A 15,561-nucleotide genomic window follows, 5' to 3' on the forward strand; every position below is an offset into this window, starting at 1 on the left:
GCTAGGGGCGGGCGGGCCGGGCGGCCCAGCGCGGTGTCCCGGTGAGCGGGAGCGGCCCGGCCGGCGCGGCGCCTGCGCGCAGGAGTGCCCCGCCGGCGGGCCGGGCCGCCGGCGGTCACTTGCTGATCCACGCCTCGCCGAAGAGAGTCATGTACTCGTCGGTGGGCACGACACCGTGCACCTTCTTGCCCCAGGCGGTGAAGGCCGCGCTCGCCCCCAGGTTCACCAGGGGGACGTCCTCGTTGAACAGGGTCTGGACCTGGTCGAGGACCGTCCGGGTCTCCGTGTCGCTGTCCGCCGCCTGGAGCCGGACCAGCAGGGCGTCCATCCTGGGGTTGGCGTACCCGCCGGGGTTTCCGTAACTCGTCGAGTTCAGGACGCTCTGGAGGCGGTGGTACGGGTCGCTCTCGGACACGCTCGCCGCACCGCGGCTGATGTCGAAGTCGTGCTCCACGTAGGTCTTCGACGTCCGGTCGGCGATCGAGGAGACCAGGTCGAGCTTCACGGTGAAGCCGACGCGTTCCAGCATCGCCTTGGTGACGACTCCCTTGGCCCTGGCGACGGGGTCGGTGCCGTCCATGTAGGTGACCGTGCCGTCGTAGCCGTCCTTCTTGGCCGCGTCGAGCAGCTTCTTCGCCTGGCCGAGGTCCACGCCGAGAGGCTTCACCGCGGAGTGCAGACGCGACTCCGGCGGGAAGATCTCCTTGCCGGGCAGGCCCTTGCCGTTGTAGGCGCGTGCGGTGTCGAGCTCCGGGTCGAGGGCCAGGGCCATCGCCTTGCGGACACGCAGATCGGCGCCGGGCCGGCCCTCGCGGGTGTTGATGACGACCATGTTGCCGAGGCCGGTGAGGGTCAGCTCCCCGGGGTGGCCCGCCTTCACGGCTTCGTCGACGACGTCGGGGCTGCGCATGTACGTCAGGTCGGCGCTGCCGTCCTCAAGAGCCTCCAGTTTGGTGCGGTCGGACTGCGGCCACGTGAAGCGGAGCGCGTCGAGGTGGGGCCTGCCCTTGAAGTAGTTCTTGTTGGCCTTGAGGATCATCTCCTCCTGGGGTGCGTACCTGTCCAGGACGAAGGGGCCGGCGCCGATGGGCTTGAACGTCTTCCCGGCGTACGCGGCGGGGGCCACGATCATGCCGGGCGCCTGGGCGAGCATCGCGGGGAACGTCGCCCAGGGGCTGCGGAGGGTGAAGACGACGGTGGAGCGGTCGGTCGCCTCGGTCTTGGCCAGGTTGGGTGCGAGCAGCGCGGTGTCGGCACCCTTGCTCTTCTGGTACCAGGCGATGGAGGCGGTCACGGCGTCTGCGTCGAGCGGGGTGCCGTCGGAGAACTTCACCCCGTCGCGGAGCTTCAGCGTCCAGGTCTTGAGGTCGTCGCTGCTGCGCAGTGACTCGGCGAGCTGGGGTTCGTACTTCTTGGCGGCGGTGTCGTACCGCATCAGTACGTCGTACACGGCGGCGAGTGCCGACCCTCCGGACGCTCCGGTGGCGTAGGTGACGGCGGGGCTGAGGCTGCGTGCCTCGGCGTAGTCGGCGATGCGCAGGGTTCCGCCGTCGACGGGGGCGCCGCCGTCCGGCCGGCTGCCGATGAGGCCAAAGGTGTACCGGCCGCGTTCGGTCTTCTGCGTCTTCGCGCCGTCGGACTTCCCGGCGTCGGACGCCACGCACGCGGAGGTGAGCATCGCCGCGACGGCCAGGGTGGCGGCGAGACGGACTCGCGGCCGTGGTGCTCGCTTCATTTCTTCCTCCATGAGCCCGGGCCGGTCGGACCGGTGCCGGAAGGTGGGAAAAACGGGTGCCTGAAGGCAGGTGGCGCCGGGGCACGGAGGCCCGGGGGCCGGAGCAGGTGGGGGGACGCTACGGCCGTCGAAATCCGGCCGACGTGACCCATCCCACTCACCGGGAGCCCTTGCGGCGCCCCGTCTGCCCGCTTGTCGCCGTCGTTGTCGCCCGGTCGCCGCCGTGGCACGGTGTCCCAGTGACCGGAATCAGCCATGAGGCGAGGGCCCGGTCCTGCTGACACTGACCTCGACCGCGATCCCAGTGGAGTTCGAGACGTACCAGGAGTCACCTGATGTCCAGCGATACGGATCACCGCTCGGCCGCTCCCGCCGGAGCGGCCGAGATCATCGGCCGGCTCACCGGCCCGGGCGGCCGTTTCGAGCTGTCCGAAGCCGATGTCCTGGGTGCCCGCGTACCGGTGTTCACCCACCGGCAGCGGGCCCTGCACGAGGTCCTGCACGATTCCGTCGCCCACGCCGACCGTGACTACATCGTCACGGCGGACCGGCGGATCACCTTCGCCCGGCACGCCGCCGAGGTCGCCTCGCTGGCCCGGGTGCTGCGGGAGGAGTACGGCATCGCCAGGGGCGACCGGGTGGCCATCGCCGCCGCCAACTCCCCCGAGTGGATCCAGGCGTTCTGGGCCACCGTGTCGATCGGTGCGGTGGCGGTCGGGTTCAACGCCTGGTGGTCGGCGCGGGAGATGGCGCACGGTATCGACAACGCGCAACCGGCGCTGGTGGTGGCCGACGCCCGCCAGCAGGCGAAGCTGGCCGGCTGCGTGGTGCCGGTGCTGTCCGTGGAGAACGACATCAGGCGCTTCGTCACGGCGCACCCCGACGCCCCGCTGCCGTCCGCCGAGGTCGCCGAGGACGATCCGGCGGTCATCCTCTACACCTCGGGCACCTCGGGCCGCCCGAAGGGGGCCGTGCACACGCATCGCAACCTGCTGGCCGTGGTCGAGTACCACCGGATGAACGACGCTCTGCTCCAGGAGTTCGGCGACCCGCTGCCGCCGCAGGACCGCGTCTATCTGCTGACGCTGCCCCTGTTCCACATCGCGAGCCTGCACAATCTGGCCGTGCCGCGGCTCGCCACGGGCAGCCGGGTCGCCCTGCACGAGGGCTCGTTCAAGGTGGATGCCGTCCTGGGCATGGTCGAGCGTGAGCGGGTCACGAACTGGGGCGCGGTGCCGACCATGGCCCATCGGATGCTCGAACACGGCGGGGCCGACCGGTACGACACGTCCTCGCTGACGTCGTTCTCGCTGGCGTCCGCGCCGTCGTCGACCGCGTTCAAGGAGCGGCTGCGGCAGGGCCTGCCGTTCGCGAAGGACTCGCTGGTCGACAGCTACGGGCTCACGGAGACCTGTACGGGGGTCGCCGCGGCGAGCGCGCAGGAGCTGGCGGCCGCTCCCGGGACTCTCGGCCGGCCGGTCACCGGCGTGCAGCTGGAGATCCGCGACCCCGCCGGCGAGGTGCTCGGCGAGGGTGAGGAAGGGGTGGTCTGGGTCCGCAGCCAGTTCAACATGCTGGGCTACTGGCGCGATCCGGAGGCGACCGCCGGCGCCATCGGCGCGGACCGCTGGCTGTGCACCGGGGACCTGGGCGAGGTGCGCGAGGGCCGGCTGTACCTCAGCAGCCGCCGTTCGGACCTGATCATCCGCGGCGGCGAGAACGTCTACCCGGCGGAGATCGAGACGGTACTCGTCGAGCACCCGGACGTCCGTGAGTGCCTGGTGATGGGTGTGCCGCACCCCGACCTGGGCCAGGAGGTCGCCGCTGTCGTGGTCCTCGCGGCGGGCTCGACCGTCACCGAGGAGGAGCTGCGGGAGCATGCGGCGGACGCCCTGGCCTATTTCAAGGTGCCCAAGCAGTGGCGGCTGACGCGCGACGAACTGCCGCGCAACGCCACCGGCAAGGTGATCCGCAACCAGGTGCGCGTCTGACGCCCTCGCCGGCAACCGACGGTGCCCCGGCCGTGTGACGCGGCCGGGGCACCGTGCGTGCGGGTCAGAACGCGGCGGGCCCGCGCAGGGTCGCCTCGGCGCCCCCGTCGACGTACACCACCTGCCCGGTGATGTGGCTGTTCTCCTCGGAGGCCAGGAACAGCACGGCCCGTGCGACGTCCTCGGGCTGCAGATAGCCGTTGAGCGGCATGGGGACCGCCGCGTCCATGACCTTCTTCATCTCCGGGTCGTCGAAGAGCCCGGCGCTCATCGGGGTCAGGACGATGCCGGGTGCGACGACGTTCACGGGAATCCCCGCGTCGGCCCACCCCTCGGCGACGGCGGTGCGCCGCGCCCACTGCGCGAGCGCCGCTTTGGACGAGGGGTAGAGCTGCCGTGCGCGGTCGTCGGCCACGGCCCGCTCGGCGTGCTCCAGGGCCGTGGCCTCGTCGCCCGCCAGACAGGCGGCGACGACCTGCGGGTCGTGGGGCTGGGTGCCCGAGATCGAGCCGATGGCCACGACCCGCGGCCGCTCGGCCGCGGCGAGCGCCGGTCGCAGCGCCGTCAGGAACCCGGTGGTGCCGAAGTAGTTGACGGTGACCATCGCGGTTCCCGGCACGGAAGTGCCGGCGCAGGTCACGACCGCGTCCACCACCCCGCCGGCCGCCTCGGTGGCCGAAGCCGCGGCGGCCGCCCGGCCGCCGGGCGTGGACAGGTCGGCGTCGATCTCACCGCCCCGGAGGTCCACACCGATCACGCGGTCCCCCCGGGCTCGGAGCAGAGTGGTGAGAGCGGCGCCGATCCCGGAACCGGATCCGGTGACGACGACATTGCGTGGCATGAGTACTCCTCGGGTGGGTCGGTGCTGCCGGCACGTGAGGGCCGGTCCCCTCGGCACACGCGGAACCGCCCTCCCGCGCACCGTAGGAGCTCCGGCAGGGAACGGGCGCCCGCCGTCCCGCTGACCGGACGCGGGGCATGGACTCAGGGGCGTCGCCCGGCGAGGACCGGGCCGAGGAGAAGGCGGCAGGCCAGCCTGATGCCGTCCTGCGCCGCCTCGGCCGAGGAACGCTCGTACAGAACGGTGGTGAGCAGGCCGTACCAGGCCTGCTCCAGGATGCGGACCACGCGCCGGTCCTGCTCGCCGGGATCGGCCACCCCCGCCGTGCGCAGGACCAGGTCCACGAGGATCTCGTCCGTGCGGCGGTCCGGGCTGCCCCCGCCGACGTGGGAGACGGTGTTGGACTGGAGCATCGCCAGGGCCAGCAGCGGCTGTTCGAAGAGCTGCCGGCTCGCACCGGTGAGCAGCCCGCTCACCGCTTCCACCGGGCCGGTGCCCGGCGGTGGCGGCGGAGTGCCGGCGTCGAGGCGGCTCACCTGGTCGTGGAGGACGGCGGCGAACAGGTGTGTCTTGGACGGGAAGTAGCGGTACAGGGTGGCGATCGCGACGTCCGACCGCCGGGCCACGTCGTGCATCTGCACGCCTTCGAGGCCGTGTACGGCTCCGAGGTGCGCCGCGGCCCGCAGGATGCGGGCGTAGCGTTGGCGCTGCTTGGCCGAGGTGGGATGCGCGGGGGTTCTCTCGCCGTTCGTTCGGGGCACGGTACTGAAGTCCTTCCGCCGGCCGCCGATGTTCTCGTGTGCCGCACGGGCCCGGTGGAGGCCGTTCCGTTGAGTGGGATCCCGCCGGAACCCGGTGGGCCCGGCGGTCTTCCCGCCCACCGGGACGGGGCCTGCGCGGGCCGGGGCGGGGGACTTGGATGGACGCTCCCGTTCCCTCCCGTTCCGCCCGAGAGAGGTTCCCCCATGCGGCTCGGCATCAACAGTCCCGTCGTCACGGCCGTCCCCGGCGTCCACTCCCCCTGGGAGCGCACCGCCGGCATCGAGGATCTGGGGGCGGTCGCCGAGGCCGCGGACCGGCTCGGCTTCGACCATCTGACCTGTTCGGAACATGTGGCGGTGCCCGCGGACATCGCCGGGCAGCGCGGCGGCACCTACTGGGACCCGCTGTCCACCTTCGGCTATCTGGCCGCCCGGACCCGTCGGATCCGGTTCGCCACCCAGGTCCTGGTGCTCGGCTACCACCATCCGCTGGAGATCGCGAAGCGCTACGGCACGCTGGACCGCGTCTCGGACGGGCGGCTCGTCCTGGGCCTCGGTGTGGGCAGTCTGGAGGAGGAGTTCCACCTGCTCGGCGCCACTTTCGAGGGCCGGGGCGCTCTCGCCGACGACGCCCTCGCGGCGCTGCGGGCGTCCCTTTCCCGGCGCGAACCGGCCTACCACGGAGAGCACTTCGCCTATGAGGGGCTCGTGGTCGAGCCGCACGCCGTGCAGGACAGGGTGCCGCTGTGGATCGGTGGCCGCACCCCGCGCTCTCTGCGCCGCGCGGTGGCGTACGGGGACGGCTGGGTGCCGTTCGGGCTGCCGCTCGACCGGCTGGCCGAGATGGTCGGGGCGGCCCCGCTGCCCGACGGCTTCGAGGTGGTGCTGAGCGCCGGCCGCCCGCTCGATCCGTCGGGCGATCCGGACGGTACGTCCGAGGCGTTGCGGAGGGTGTCCGAGGCCGGTGCCACGCTGGTCAGCACGTCCCTGACCGCCGGGTCGGCGCGTCACTACGCCGAGCAGTTGGAGGCCCTCGCCGCGATCGCGGGCCTCACGACGGGCGCGGAGGCACGGTCATGAGCGAGGACCGGCTCGCCGCGCTCGAGGCACGGCTCGGGGCGCTGGAGGACGAGCGCGACATCGCCCGCACGATGGCCTCGTACGGGCCGCTGGTGGACGGTGGCGACGCGGACGGCGTGGCGGCGCTGTGGGCGCCGGACGGGGTGTACGACATCGACGAGATCTTCCTCGCGGGCCGGGAGCGGATCCGGGAGATGGTCCGCTCCCCCGCACACCGGGGCTGGATCCGGCAGGGCTGCGCCCACGTCGTGGGCCCGCCGCACATCACGGTGGACGGGGACGAGGCGGTGGCGGTGTGCCACTCGCTGATGGTGGTGCACGAGTCGGGCACGTACGTGGTGCGACGGGCGACGGCCAATCACTGGCGGCTGCGCCGCACGCCGTCGGGATGGGAGGTCGTCCTGCGGACCAATCGCATCCTGGACGGCCGCGCGGAGTCCCCCGCGCTGCTGGTGGCCGGGGTACGGGGCGAGCCGGCCGGGTCCTGAACAGGACCGCACGCACGGGGTGGTGACACATCGTCACCACCCCGTGCCGAGGTGTGTCAGGAGGCGCCGTACACCGGCTGCGGGGGCTCGGACGCGGCCAGCAGGCCGGTCACCGCCGCTCCGGCCTCGGCCGGGGTCCAGCGGGCGCCCTTGTCGGCGGTGGGGCCGGGCCGCCAACCCTCCATCACGGTGATCCGGCCGCCCTCGGTCTCGAAGACCCGCCCGCTCACCCCGTCGGACGCGGTGGCGCCCAGCCAGACGACGAGCGGCGAGACGTTCTCCGGGGCCATCGCGTCGAAGGCGCCTTCCCCGGGGGCGGCCATCGTCTCGGCGAACGTCGCCTCGGTCATCCGGGTCCGGGCGGCCGGGGCGATCGCGTTGACCTGCACTCCGTAGCGGCCCATCTCGGCGGCGGCCACCAGGGTCAGCCCCACGATTCCGGCCTTGGCGGCCGCGTAGTTGCCCTGGCCAACGCTGCCCAGCAGCCCGGCGCCGGAACTGGTGTTGACGACGCGGGCGGCCGGCGTCCGGCCTGCCTTCGCCTCGGCGCGCCAGTGCGCCGCCGCGTGCTTGAGCGGCAGGAAGTGCCCCTTGAGGTGGACGCGCATCACCGCGTCCCAGTCGTCCTCGTCCAGGTTGACCAGCATCCGGTCACGGAGGAATCCGGCGTTGTTGACGAGCGTGTCGAGCCGGCCGAAGGAGTCGAGCGCGGCGGCGACGAGGGAGGCCGCGCCCTCGGAGGTGGCGATGTCGCCGTTGTGGGCGACCGCCTCACCCCCGGCCGCGCGGATCTCCTGCACGACCTGCTGGGCGGGGCCGGTGCCCGACCCGGAGCCGTCGAGCCCCACTCCCAGGTCGTTCACGACGACTTTCGCACCCTCGGCGGCGAGGGCCAGGGCATGGGCACGGCCGAGTCCACGGCCGGCGCCGGTGACGACGGCGACGCGTCCGGCACACAGGGCGGTCGGTGAGGTCATGACGAGTGTCCTTTCGATGGGCACCGGGCAGCGAGCGACGCCCGGTGCGCGGAGAGGGGTGCCGGTACCGCTGAGTGGCATGACACCCTCCCGCGGCGTCCGCATCGCTGCTACCTTTTGGGCCTAACAAACGTTTGGTGGAAAGGTAGCTGATCTGCTCATGGGTGTCTCCACCTCCGTCCCACGCGAGGGCGTCGCCCTCGTCACCGTGGACTACCCCCCGGTCAACGCCCTGCCCGTACAGGGCTGGTACGACCTGGCCGCGGCGGTGCGCGCCGCCGGGGCCGATCCCGCCATCCGCTGTGTGGTGCTCAGCTCCGAGGGGCGCGGCTTCAACGCGGGCGTGGACATCAAGGAAATCCAGCGCACGACCGGGCCCGAGGCGCTGATCGGCGCCAACCGGGGATGCTTCGAGGCGTTCGCAGCCGTCTACGAGTGCGAGGTCCCGGTGGTCGCCGCCGTGCACGGCTTCTGCCTGGGCGGCGGTATCGGCCTGGTGGGCAACGCGGACGTGATCGTGGCGGCGGACGACGCGTCCTTCGGACTGCCGGAGCTCGACCGCGGCGCACTCGGCGCGGCCACACATCTGGCCCGGCTGGTCCCGCAGCACCTGATGCGGACCCTGTACTACACCTCGCGCACCGTGTCGGCCGAGGAACTGCACCGGCACGGCTCGGTGTTCCGCGTCGTACCGCGCGAACAGCTCGCCGGGGCCGCCCTGGAGCTCGCCGGGGAGATCACCGCCAAGGACGGCAGTCTGATCCGGCTGGCCAAGGCGGCCATCAACGGCATCGACCCCGTCGACGTACGGCGCAGCTACCGCTTCGAGCAGGGCTTCACCTTCGAGGCCAACCTCAGTGGCGTCGCCGACCGTGTGCGCGACACCTTCGGCACGGACAAGGAGCAGCAGACGTGACCCAGGACAAGACGATGACGGCCGACGATGTCGTCGGCCGGCTGGAGAGCGGCATGACGGTGGGCATCGGCGGCTGGGGTTCGCGCCGCAAGCCGATGGCCCTGGTGAGGGCGCTGCTCCGCTCGGACGTGACCGATCTGACGGTGGTGTCCTACGGCGGCCCCGACGTGGGCCTGCTCGCGGCGGCGGGGAAGATCCGCAAGCTGGTGGCGGCCTTCGGGACGCTCGACTCGATACCGCTGGAGCCGCACTTCACGGCGGCCCGGCAGCGCGGCGCCTTCGAGATGGTCGAGATGGACGAGGCGATGATGATGTGGGGCCTGACGGCGGGGGCGCAGCGGCTGCCGTTCATGCCGGTCCGCGCCGGTCTGGGATCGGACCTGATGGAGGTCAACCCCAGCCTGCGCACCGTCACTTCACCGTACGAGGACGGCGAGAAGCTGGTCGCGGCTCCGGCACTGCGACTGGACGCGGCGCTGGTCCACCTCAACCGCTCCGACGGGCAGGGAAACGCCCAGTACCTGGGCCCCGACCCGTACTTCGACGACCTGTTCTGCGAGGCCGCAGACCAGGGATTCGTCTCCTGCGAGCGGATCGTGGAGACGGCGGACCTCCTGAAGGAGCACGGGCCGCAGACGCTGCTGATCAAGCGGATGTTCGTGGACGGGGTCGTCGAGACGCCGAACGGCGCGCACTTCACCTCCTGCGTGCCCGACCACGACCGCGACGAGGCCTTCCAGCGTGCCTACGTCAAGGCCGCCCGCGACCCCGAGGCCTGGCCCGCCTTCGTCGAAAGGTTCCTGTCCGGCGACGAGGCCGCCTACCAGGCCGCCGTCACCGCGTTCCACCAGGAGGAAGCATGAGCGGCACCGAGACCACCGGCATCCAGTCGCCGAGCCGCGCCGAGTACTGCGTGGTGGCCTGCGCGGAGGCATGGCGGGGCGCGGGCGAGATCCTCGCCAGCCCCATGGGCACCGTCCCGGCGATCGGGGCCCGCCTGGCACGGCTGACCTTCTCCCCCGAACTGCTGCTGACCGACGGGGAGGCCCTGCTGATCGCCGACACGCCCGCGGTGGGGGCGAGGCCGGGGAGCGTCGAGGGCTGGCTGCCGTTCCGTCAGCACCTGACCCTGACCGCCACGGGCCGCCGGCACGTGATGATGGGCGCCAGCCAGATCGACCGCCACGGCAACCAGAACATCTCCTGCATCGGCGACTGGGCCAGGCCCACGCGCCAGCTCCTCGGGGTGCGCGGCGCCCCCGTCAACACCCTGAACAACCCCACGAGTTACTGGGTTCCCAAGCACTCGGCGCGAGTGTTCGTGGCGCACGTCGACATGGTCAGCGGCGTCGGGTACGACCGGGCGGCCGCGGCCGGTCCCTCCGCGACGCGCTATCACCGCATCCCCGAAGTCGTCAGCAACCTGGGCGTGTTCGACTTCGAGACCCCCGACCGGACGATGCGGCTGCGCTCGCTGCACCCCGGCGTGAGCCTCGAACAGGTCACCGAGGCGACCGGGTTCGCCCTCACCGTCCCCGACGAGGTGCCGTTCACCCGGGAACCCACCGAGGCGGAACTCCGGCTGATCCGTGAGGTCATCGACCCCAGGGGGCTGCGCGAGCGCGAGGTCCCGGCGTGACCGGGCCCGTGCCGTTTCCGACCGCGCTCACCGAACTGACCGGGGTGCGGTACCCGATCGTGCAGACGGGGATGGGCTGGGTGGCCGGCCCCCGGCTGGTGTCGGCCTCGGCGAATGCGGGCGCGCTCGGCATCCTGGCCTCGGCGACGATGACCGTCGACCAGCTCCGCGCGGCGGTCCGCGAGGTCAAGTCCCGTACGGACGCGCCGTTCGGCGTCAATCTGCGGGCGGACGCGGGCGACGCGGGCGAGCGCGTCCGGATCATCATCGACGAGGGCGTCCGGGTCGCTTCCTTCGCGCTCGCCCCCTCCCGGGACCTGATCGCCCGGCTCAAGGACGCCGGCGTGATCGTCATCCCCTCCATCGGCGCCCGCCGGCACGCGGAGAAGGTCGCCGCGTGGGGAGCCGACGCGGTGATGGTGCAGGGCGGTGAGGGCGGCGGTCACACAGGCGAGGTGGCCACCACCGTGCTGCTCCCCCAGGTGGTGGACGCCGTCGGCATTCCGGTGATCGCGGCAGGCGGCTTCCACGACGGCCGCGGTCTGGTCGCCGCACTCGCCTACGGCGCGGCCGGCATCGGCATGGGCACCCGTTTCCTGCTCACCTCCGACAGCACCGTCCCCGAGGCGGTGAAGGCGAAGTACCTGGCCGCCACCGTGAAGGACGTCACCGTCACCACACAGGTGGACGGCCTCCCGCACCGCATGCTGCGTACGGCCATGGTCGACTCGCTGGAGCGCTCGGGCCGCGCCGCCTCGCTGCTACGGGCCCTGCGGCACGCTTCGGCCTTCCGGAAGGAGTCCGGTGCGAGCTGGCCCCAGCTGGTCCGCGACGGGCTGGCGATGAAACACGGCAAGGAACTGAGCTGGAGCCAGGTGCTGCTGGCCGCCAACACGCCGATGCTGCTGAAGGCCTCGCTGGTCGAAGGCCGCACGGACATCGGGGTGATGGCCTCGGGGCAGGTGGCGGGCCTGATCGAGGATCTGCCGTCCTGTTCCGAGCTGGTCGAACGGATCATGGACGAGGCCCGGGCGACGCTGAAGGCACTGCCGGGGGCGGGCTGAGACCGCGAGGACCTGGGCTCCTTCGTTCGGATCGGGCCGGGGCCCGCGTCCCCAGCCTCAAGGGTCAGAACACCTAAGGGCTGTCCGCGTGCGCCGCCGCGAAGCGCAGGAGAAGATCGCTGGTCGCCTCCGGCGCTTCGAGCAGGGGTATGTGCCCGACGCCGGGCAGCAGTTCCACCCGGCCGTTGGGCACCGCCTCGTACCGGTGTGCCGAGGACGGCTCCCAGCGGGGGTCCGCGGCACCGAAGACCACCAGCACCGGAGCCTCGACGGCCGCGAGGCGTTCGGGCACGCTCCGCTCGTCGATGTAGGCGATGTGGCGACGGGACACCGCCCGGAAGGCGCGGTACGTGGTCCCCCTGACCCCGGCGACAAGTTCGTCCGGGATGTCCGCCGGCCGGGCGGTCGTCGCTCTGACCCCGCTGCGGATCGCCGCGTCCGAACGGAGCGCCCAGAGCAGCGGACCGAAGGGCGGGCCCAGCAGGAGCCGGAGGATGGCCGGCTGCGGAAGGAGCGCGTCGAGGCCCGGCCCGGTGCTCACCAGCGCGAGCGACCCCACCAGGTCCGGGCGCCCTTCCGCGAGTGCGGTGGCGACGTAGCCGCCGCTGGAGTGCCCGGCCACGGCGACCCGGCGAAGGCCGAGATCGTCGAGCAGCGCCGCCACCCGGCCCGCCTGCACGGGCACGTCGTACGACGCCGCCGGCGGCGACTGGCCGCAGCCGGGAAGATCGATCCGGATGACATGGTGGTGGGCCGAGAGTGCCGGGAGCATCGGGCTCCAGGTGCCGCCCGAGGCCCCCGATCCGTGGATGAGCAGCATCGGCGGGCCCTGTCTCGGACCGTCGTGGACCACATGCATGCCGTGCGCGAGCTGAACGTCGATTTCACTCATGCCGGGATGATGCCGGGGCTGCCTCCCGGCGGTCTTGTACGAATGTCGTCGTGGGGGTGACGGCGGCCGCCCCGGCGACGGCCGCGCCCTCAGGCCCAGCGGCCGAACGGCGGTCGGGCGGGGGCGGGGCCGAGTGTGGTGGTGCCCGGTTCGGCACGGTGTCCGAGGCCGGTCCGGTAGGCGTTCAGCGCCTCCTCCGTCCGGCCCTCGCCGCGCAGCAGGTCCCCGAGCAGCCGGCAGATGTCGGCGAGGTCCCCGGCGGCTCCGGTCTGTTCGAGCAGGGAGAGCGCGGTGGCGTAGTGCAGTTCGGCCGCCTCGGCGTCACCGGCCTCCTCGGCGATCAGTCCGAGCAGCCGGTGGGCGCCGCCTGCGTGCAGCGCGCCCCGGCCGTGTTTGAGTCCGGCCAGCAGGCTTTCCAGCAGTTCCGCGGCCTCCGCCGATTTCCCGCTCCTGCGCAGGACATCGGCGAGCTCGACCTCCACCTGCGAGACGTACAGGGCCGCCCGCTTGGACACCAGCATCGCGTGCGCGGTGCGCAGTTCCGTCTCGGCCTGCGCCAGGTCGTCGTGCTGGGCGCAGACATATCCCCGCATCCAGTGGCAGTGGGCGAGTTCGGTGCGGATCTGCAGCTGCTGGTAGAGCTCGGTGGCCCGCGTCAGCGAAGCCTGTGCGGCGTCGATCCTGCCCTCGGCCAGCAGGGTGCGCGCCACCGTTCGGTGCATGGTGGCGACCAGGGCGGGGTCGGACACCTGCGGTACCAGGGCGAGGGCGAGTTCGGCCGCCTGTGCGGCACGGGCATGCGCGCCCATGTCCATGTACGGGGCGATCGAGGCCGTGTAGAGCTGGAGCAGCGCGCCGGGATCGTGCAGTCCGGACGTGTTCAGTCCGTCGATCGCGCTCTCCAGCAGGTAGCACGCGTAGCGGAGCTCACCGGCCAGGTAGTGGGCGACCGCCCTGCCCCGGACCGCCCGCGCCCTGGCGGGGAGCGGTTCGTCGGCCAGTGCGTCCTCGGCCGTCTCGAACCGGGCCAGGGCCTCGGTCAGTTCACCCGTCTCCAAGGCGCATTCCCCGAGGCCCACGAGCGCCGCCGCCCGTTCCTGGGCGAGCCCGTACTCCTCGGCGCGGCCGAGCAGCTGCTCGTAGGCGGCCCGTGCGTCGGCGGCGTCCTCGACGGCCAGTGTCCGCTGGGCGTCGGCCAGCCCCATGCGCAGAGCTGCCGCGATGTGGGTGGGCCTGCCCGTGGCGAGTTCCTCGGGGGCGACGCCGAGCCGCTCGGCGAGGTGCCGGAGGGCCGCTTCGGAGGGCCTTACCTTGCCGGCTTCCAGCGTGGAGACGTACGCGGCGGTGTACTCGGGCTCGGCGATCTGGCGCTGGGTCAGTCCGCTCTCCTTGCGCAGCCGTTTCACCCGAAGACCGATCGCGGCCGGTGCGTCCGGCGCCTCTTCCTGTGCCGGGTCGAACCGCCCCGGCGCCTCGCCGCCGTCCGCCGTCGCCCTGCTGGTGTGCGCCATGTCCGTCCTTCTTTCTGTGCCCGTGCCCGGATTCTCCCGTGGGCGAAGAGCCCAGTTATCCAAAAGCAACATCAATCCCGCCCCCGGACCCGTTGTGCGCCTCCCGGCCGAAGCCTAAGTTAAACGGCAACTCAAACCGACTGAACCAACGACTTAATTCAACCCGGGTGTTGGAGGACGTCGGCCACCGACGCACCGGACACCGGAGTGAGGATCGGCATGCGCACGAACAGATCGGCCGCCATATCCGTGGGCGTCGCCTTCACGGCGATCATCGGTGCGGCCCTCGCCACCCCAGCGGCCGCCGTGGACCCGGAGCCCGCCCGGAAGCCGCTGGTCTCCGTCGAGTACTTCCCCGACCCCGGCGGCGAGGGCCGGCGGACCGAGGTCCCGGTCAACACGGAGACGGTGAGCGGCCGTCCGGCTGCCCGGAGCCTGGCCCCCGCCGCCGGGACGACCGACGGAGAGGTCGGGCAGCTGTCGGTGACCGGTCCCTCGGCCGACCGGCTCGACGTGGTGATCGTGGGTGACGGCTACACCGCCGACCAGCAGGACGCCTTCCACACCGCTGCGGCCACGAAGTGGGCGGCCATCACGGACATCGAGCCCTACTCCAGCTACCAGGGCCTGATGAACGTGTGGACCGTCGACGCGGTGTCCGTCGAATCCGGCATCACGGGTGACCCCACCGCCGACGTCGCCAAGGACACCGCGCTCGGCAGCTACTTCTGGTGCTCGCAGACCGAGCGGCTCATCTGCGCCGACATCGACAAGGTCGCCTCCTACGCCGCGAAGGCCCCCGAGGCCGACCTGGTCATCGTCGTCTCCAACTCCACCAAGTACGGCGGCGCCGGCTACTCCGGCCTGGAGGCGGAGGGTTACCCGTTCGACGGCGTCTCCACGCTCTCCTCCGACAACGCGCAGTCGAGCATGATCGCCGCCCACGAGATCGCCCATTCGGTGGGCCTCCTGGCGGACGAGTACACCTACGACAGCTACGGCACCTGGACGGGCGGCGAGCTCCCCGACATCAACTCCAGCGTCTTCACCGCGGAGCAGATGGCCGCCAACCGGACCAAGTGGTACCGCTGGCTGGGCGAGACCGACCCCACGGGCGGCACCGTCGGCACGTACGAGGGAAGCAGTTACTACCCCTTCGGGATCTACCGCCCGACCGCCAACTCCCTGATGCGAGCCCTGAACATCAGCGACTTCAACCTTCCCGGACGCGAGGCGATGATCGCCGGCTTCTACCGTGAGGCCAACGCGCTGAGCAGCGAGGTCGGTACGGACTCCGCGATCCTGCGGACCAGCCGCATCAAGGTCTCCCGGGCGGAGCTCACCGGCCTCGCCGCGCCGGAGCTGCGCTGGTACGTGGACGGCTTCCCGGTGAAGCGGGCACAGGGGCTGTCCTCCGTCGCCCCCGCCGCACTGGGCGTTCCCGCGGACGGCAGGACGCACACCGTCACGGTCACGTCCGTGGACCGGACCGCCTCGGTCCGCGACCCCGAGGTCCGTGCCGAGGCCACCGAGAAGCTGACCTGGACGGTCAAGGCGTCCGGGCGCAAGGGCCACAAGCGGCACTGACGAACGGCCGGACAGCGGCACCGGACACGACGACCGCGCCGGGCCGGACTCATCGAGTCCCGGCCCGGCGCGGTGCCCG

14 protein-coding genes are annotated in these 15,561 nt (G+C 72.2%); 8 read left to right on the forward strand and 6 right to left on the reverse strand.

The window, feature by feature from the left end:
• Positions 1 to 115: 115 nt before the first annotated feature.
• The gene (locus tag ACGFZA_RS30080) at positions 116 to 1,735 is read right to left on the reverse strand and encodes an ABC transporter substrate-binding protein (protein ID WP_385276907.1); all 1,620 of its coding nucleotides are present in this window, start codon (positions 1,733 to 1,735) and stop codon (positions 116 to 118) included.
• A gap of 335 nt (positions 1,736 to 2,070) precedes the next feature.
• Here ACGFZA_RS30080 and ACGFZA_RS30085 point away from each other — a divergent pair, with 335 nt between their 5' ends.
• A complete protein-coding gene (locus tag ACGFZA_RS30085) occupies positions 2,071 to 3,726 on the forward strand; it encodes an AMP-binding protein (RefSeq protein WP_393683207.1) in 1,656 nt (551 codons plus the stop codon).
• A 64-nt stretch (positions 3,727 to 3,790) separates the two neighbouring features.
• On the opposite strand, the gene ACGFZA_RS30090 is transcribed toward ACGFZA_RS30085, so the two are convergent.
• Entirely contained in the window at positions 3,791 to 4,567 is a 777-nt protein-coding gene (locus ACGFZA_RS30090; protein ID WP_393683209.1) for an SDR family oxidoreductase, read from the reverse strand.
• A gap of 143 nt (positions 4,568 to 4,710) precedes the next feature.
• Positions 4,711 to 5,328 (reverse strand): TetR family transcriptional regulator, encoded by a 618-nt coding sequence (locus tag ACGFZA_RS30095; RefSeq protein WP_393683211.1) that lies wholly within the window; start codon positions 5,326 to 5,328, stop codon positions 4,711 to 4,713.
• Between the two features lie 204 nt (positions 5,329 to 5,532).
• Here ACGFZA_RS30095 and ACGFZA_RS30100 point away from each other — a divergent pair, with 204 nt between their 5' ends.
• Both ACGFZA_RS30100 and ACGFZA_RS30105 read left to right on the forward strand, forming a co-directional pair.
• The gene (locus ACGFZA_RS30100; protein ID WP_385276895.1) at positions 5,533 to 6,408 is read left to right on the forward strand and encodes a TIGR03619 family F420-dependent LLM class oxidoreductase; all 876 of its coding nucleotides are present in this window, start codon (positions 5,533 to 5,535) and stop codon (positions 6,406 to 6,408) included.
• Positions 6,405 to 6,896, forward strand: a complete 492-nt coding sequence (locus ACGFZA_RS30105; RefSeq protein WP_393683213.1) for a nuclear transport factor 2 family protein — start codon at positions 6,405 to 6,407, stop codon at positions 6,894 to 6,896. The genes ACGFZA_RS30100 and ACGFZA_RS30105 overlap by 4 nt, the downstream gene beginning before the upstream one ends.
• A 56-nt stretch (positions 6,897 to 6,952) precedes the next feature.
• On the opposite strand, the gene ACGFZA_RS30110 is transcribed toward ACGFZA_RS30105, so the two are convergent.
• Complete coding sequence (locus ACGFZA_RS30110) at positions 6,953 to 7,873, reverse strand: SDR family oxidoreductase (RefSeq protein ID WP_385276889.1); 921 nt, start codon at positions 7,871 to 7,873, stop codon at positions 6,953 to 6,955.
• A gap of 160 nt (positions 7,874 to 8,033) precedes the next feature.
• Between ACGFZA_RS30110 and ACGFZA_RS30115 the strand changes: the two genes are divergently transcribed.
• The 4 genes from ACGFZA_RS30115 to ACGFZA_RS30130 are packed head-to-tail and all read left to right on the forward strand — an operon-like array spanning position 8,034 to position 11,492.
• Positions 8,034 to 8,789 carry an enoyl-CoA hydratase family protein gene (locus tag ACGFZA_RS30115; RefSeq protein WP_393683215.1) on the forward strand — a complete coding sequence of 252 codons (756 nt, stop codon included), beginning with the start codon at positions 8,034 to 8,036 and terminating at the stop codon, positions 8,787 to 8,789.
• Positions 8,790 to 8,803: 14 nt separating this feature from the next.
• On the forward strand, positions 8,804 to 9,652 hold the full coding sequence (locus ACGFZA_RS30120; RefSeq protein WP_393683330.1) for a CoA transferase subunit A: 849 nt from the start codon (positions 8,804 to 8,806) through the stop codon (positions 9,650 to 9,652).
• The gene (locus ACGFZA_RS30125) at positions 9,649 to 10,428 is read left to right on the forward strand and encodes a CoA-transferase subunit beta (protein ID WP_385276884.1); all 780 of its coding nucleotides are present in this window, start codon (positions 9,649 to 9,651) and stop codon (positions 10,426 to 10,428) included. Before ACGFZA_RS30120 ends, ACGFZA_RS30125 begins: the two co-directional genes overlap by 4 nt.
• Positions 10,425 to 11,492, forward strand: a complete 1,068-nt coding sequence (locus ACGFZA_RS30130) for an NAD(P)H-dependent flavin oxidoreductase (protein ID WP_393683218.1) — start codon at positions 10,425 to 10,427, stop codon at positions 11,490 to 11,492. The genes ACGFZA_RS30125 and ACGFZA_RS30130 overlap by 4 nt, the downstream gene beginning before the upstream one ends.
• A 73-nt stretch (positions 11,493 to 11,565) precedes the next feature.
• Here ACGFZA_RS30130 and ACGFZA_RS30135 read toward each other — a convergent pair whose 3' ends face one another.
• Both ACGFZA_RS30135 and ACGFZA_RS30140 read right to left on the reverse strand, forming a co-directional pair.
• Positions 11,566 to 12,384: an alpha/beta fold hydrolase gene (locus ACGFZA_RS30135; protein ID WP_393683220.1), complete on the reverse strand. Its 819-nt coding sequence runs from the start codon at positions 12,382 to 12,384 to the stop codon at positions 11,566 to 11,568.
• Positions 12,385 to 12,473: 89 nt separating this feature from the next.
• Entirely contained in the window at positions 12,474 to 13,895 is a 1,422-nt protein-coding gene (locus tag ACGFZA_RS30140) for a tetratricopeptide repeat protein (RefSeq protein WP_393683222.1), read from the reverse strand.
• A gap of 219 nt (positions 13,896 to 14,114) precedes the next feature.
• On the opposite strand from ACGFZA_RS30140, the gene ACGFZA_RS30145 reads away from it, so the two are divergent.
• On the forward strand, positions 14,115 to 15,482 hold the full coding sequence (locus tag ACGFZA_RS30145; protein WP_393683224.1) for a M64 family metallopeptidase: 1,368 nt from the start codon (positions 14,115 to 14,117) through the stop codon (positions 15,480 to 15,482).
• Positions 15,483 to 15,561 lie beyond the last annotated feature (79 nt).

It is taken from the genome of Streptomyces sp. NPDC048211 (assembly GCF_043202315.1).
Lineage (GTDB): Bacteria > Actinomycetota > Actinomycetes > Streptomycetales > Streptomycetaceae > Streptomyces.

Excerpts from the sequence above, each read along its gene's own strand:
- ACGFZA_RS30115 (WP_393683215.1), top strand. The coding sequence starts at position 8,034 with ATGGGTGTCTCCACCTCCGTCCCACGCGAGGGCGTCGCCCTCGTCACC.
- ACGFZA_RS30135 (WP_393683220.1), bottom strand. The coding sequence starts at position 12,384 with ATGAGTGAAATCGACGTTCAGCTCGCGCACGGCATGCATGTGGTCCAC.
- ACGFZA_RS30090 (WP_393683209.1), bottom strand. The coding sequence starts at position 4,567 with ATGCCACGCAATGTCGTCGTCACCGGATCCGGTTCCGGGATCGGCGCC.
- ACGFZA_RS30140 (WP_393683222.1), bottom strand. The coding sequence starts at position 13,895 with ATGGCGCACACCAGCAGGGCGACGGCGGACGGCGGCGAGGCGCCGGGG.
- ACGFZA_RS30085 (WP_393683207.1), top strand. The coding sequence starts at position 2,071 with ATGTCCAGCGATACGGATCACCGCTCGGCCGCTCCCGCCGGAGCGGCC.
- ACGFZA_RS30120 (WP_393683330.1), top strand. The coding sequence starts at position 8,804 with ATGACGGCCGACGATGTCGTCGGCCGGCTGGAGAGCGGCATGACGGTG.
- ACGFZA_RS30105 (WP_393683213.1), top strand. The coding sequence starts at position 6,405 with ATGAGCGAGGACCGGCTCGCCGCGCTCGAGGCACGGCTCGGGGCGCTG.
- ACGFZA_RS30145 (WP_393683224.1), top strand. The coding sequence starts at position 14,115 with ATGCGCACGAACAGATCGGCCGCCATATCCGTGGGCGTCGCCTTCACG.
- ACGFZA_RS30100 (WP_385276895.1), top strand. The coding sequence starts at position 5,533 with ATGCGGCTCGGCATCAACAGTCCCGTCGTCACGGCCGTCCCCGGCGTC.
- ACGFZA_RS30080 (WP_385276907.1), bottom strand. The coding sequence starts at position 1,735 with ATGAAGCGAGCACCACGGCCGCGAGTCCGTCTCGCCGCCACCCTGGCC.
- ACGFZA_RS30125 (WP_385276884.1), top strand. The coding sequence starts at position 9,649 with ATGAGCGGCACCGAGACCACCGGCATCCAGTCGCCGAGCCGCGCCGAG.
- ACGFZA_RS30110 (WP_385276889.1), bottom strand. The coding sequence starts at position 7,873 with ATGACCTCACCGACCGCCCTGTGTGCCGGACGCGTCGCCGTCGTCACC.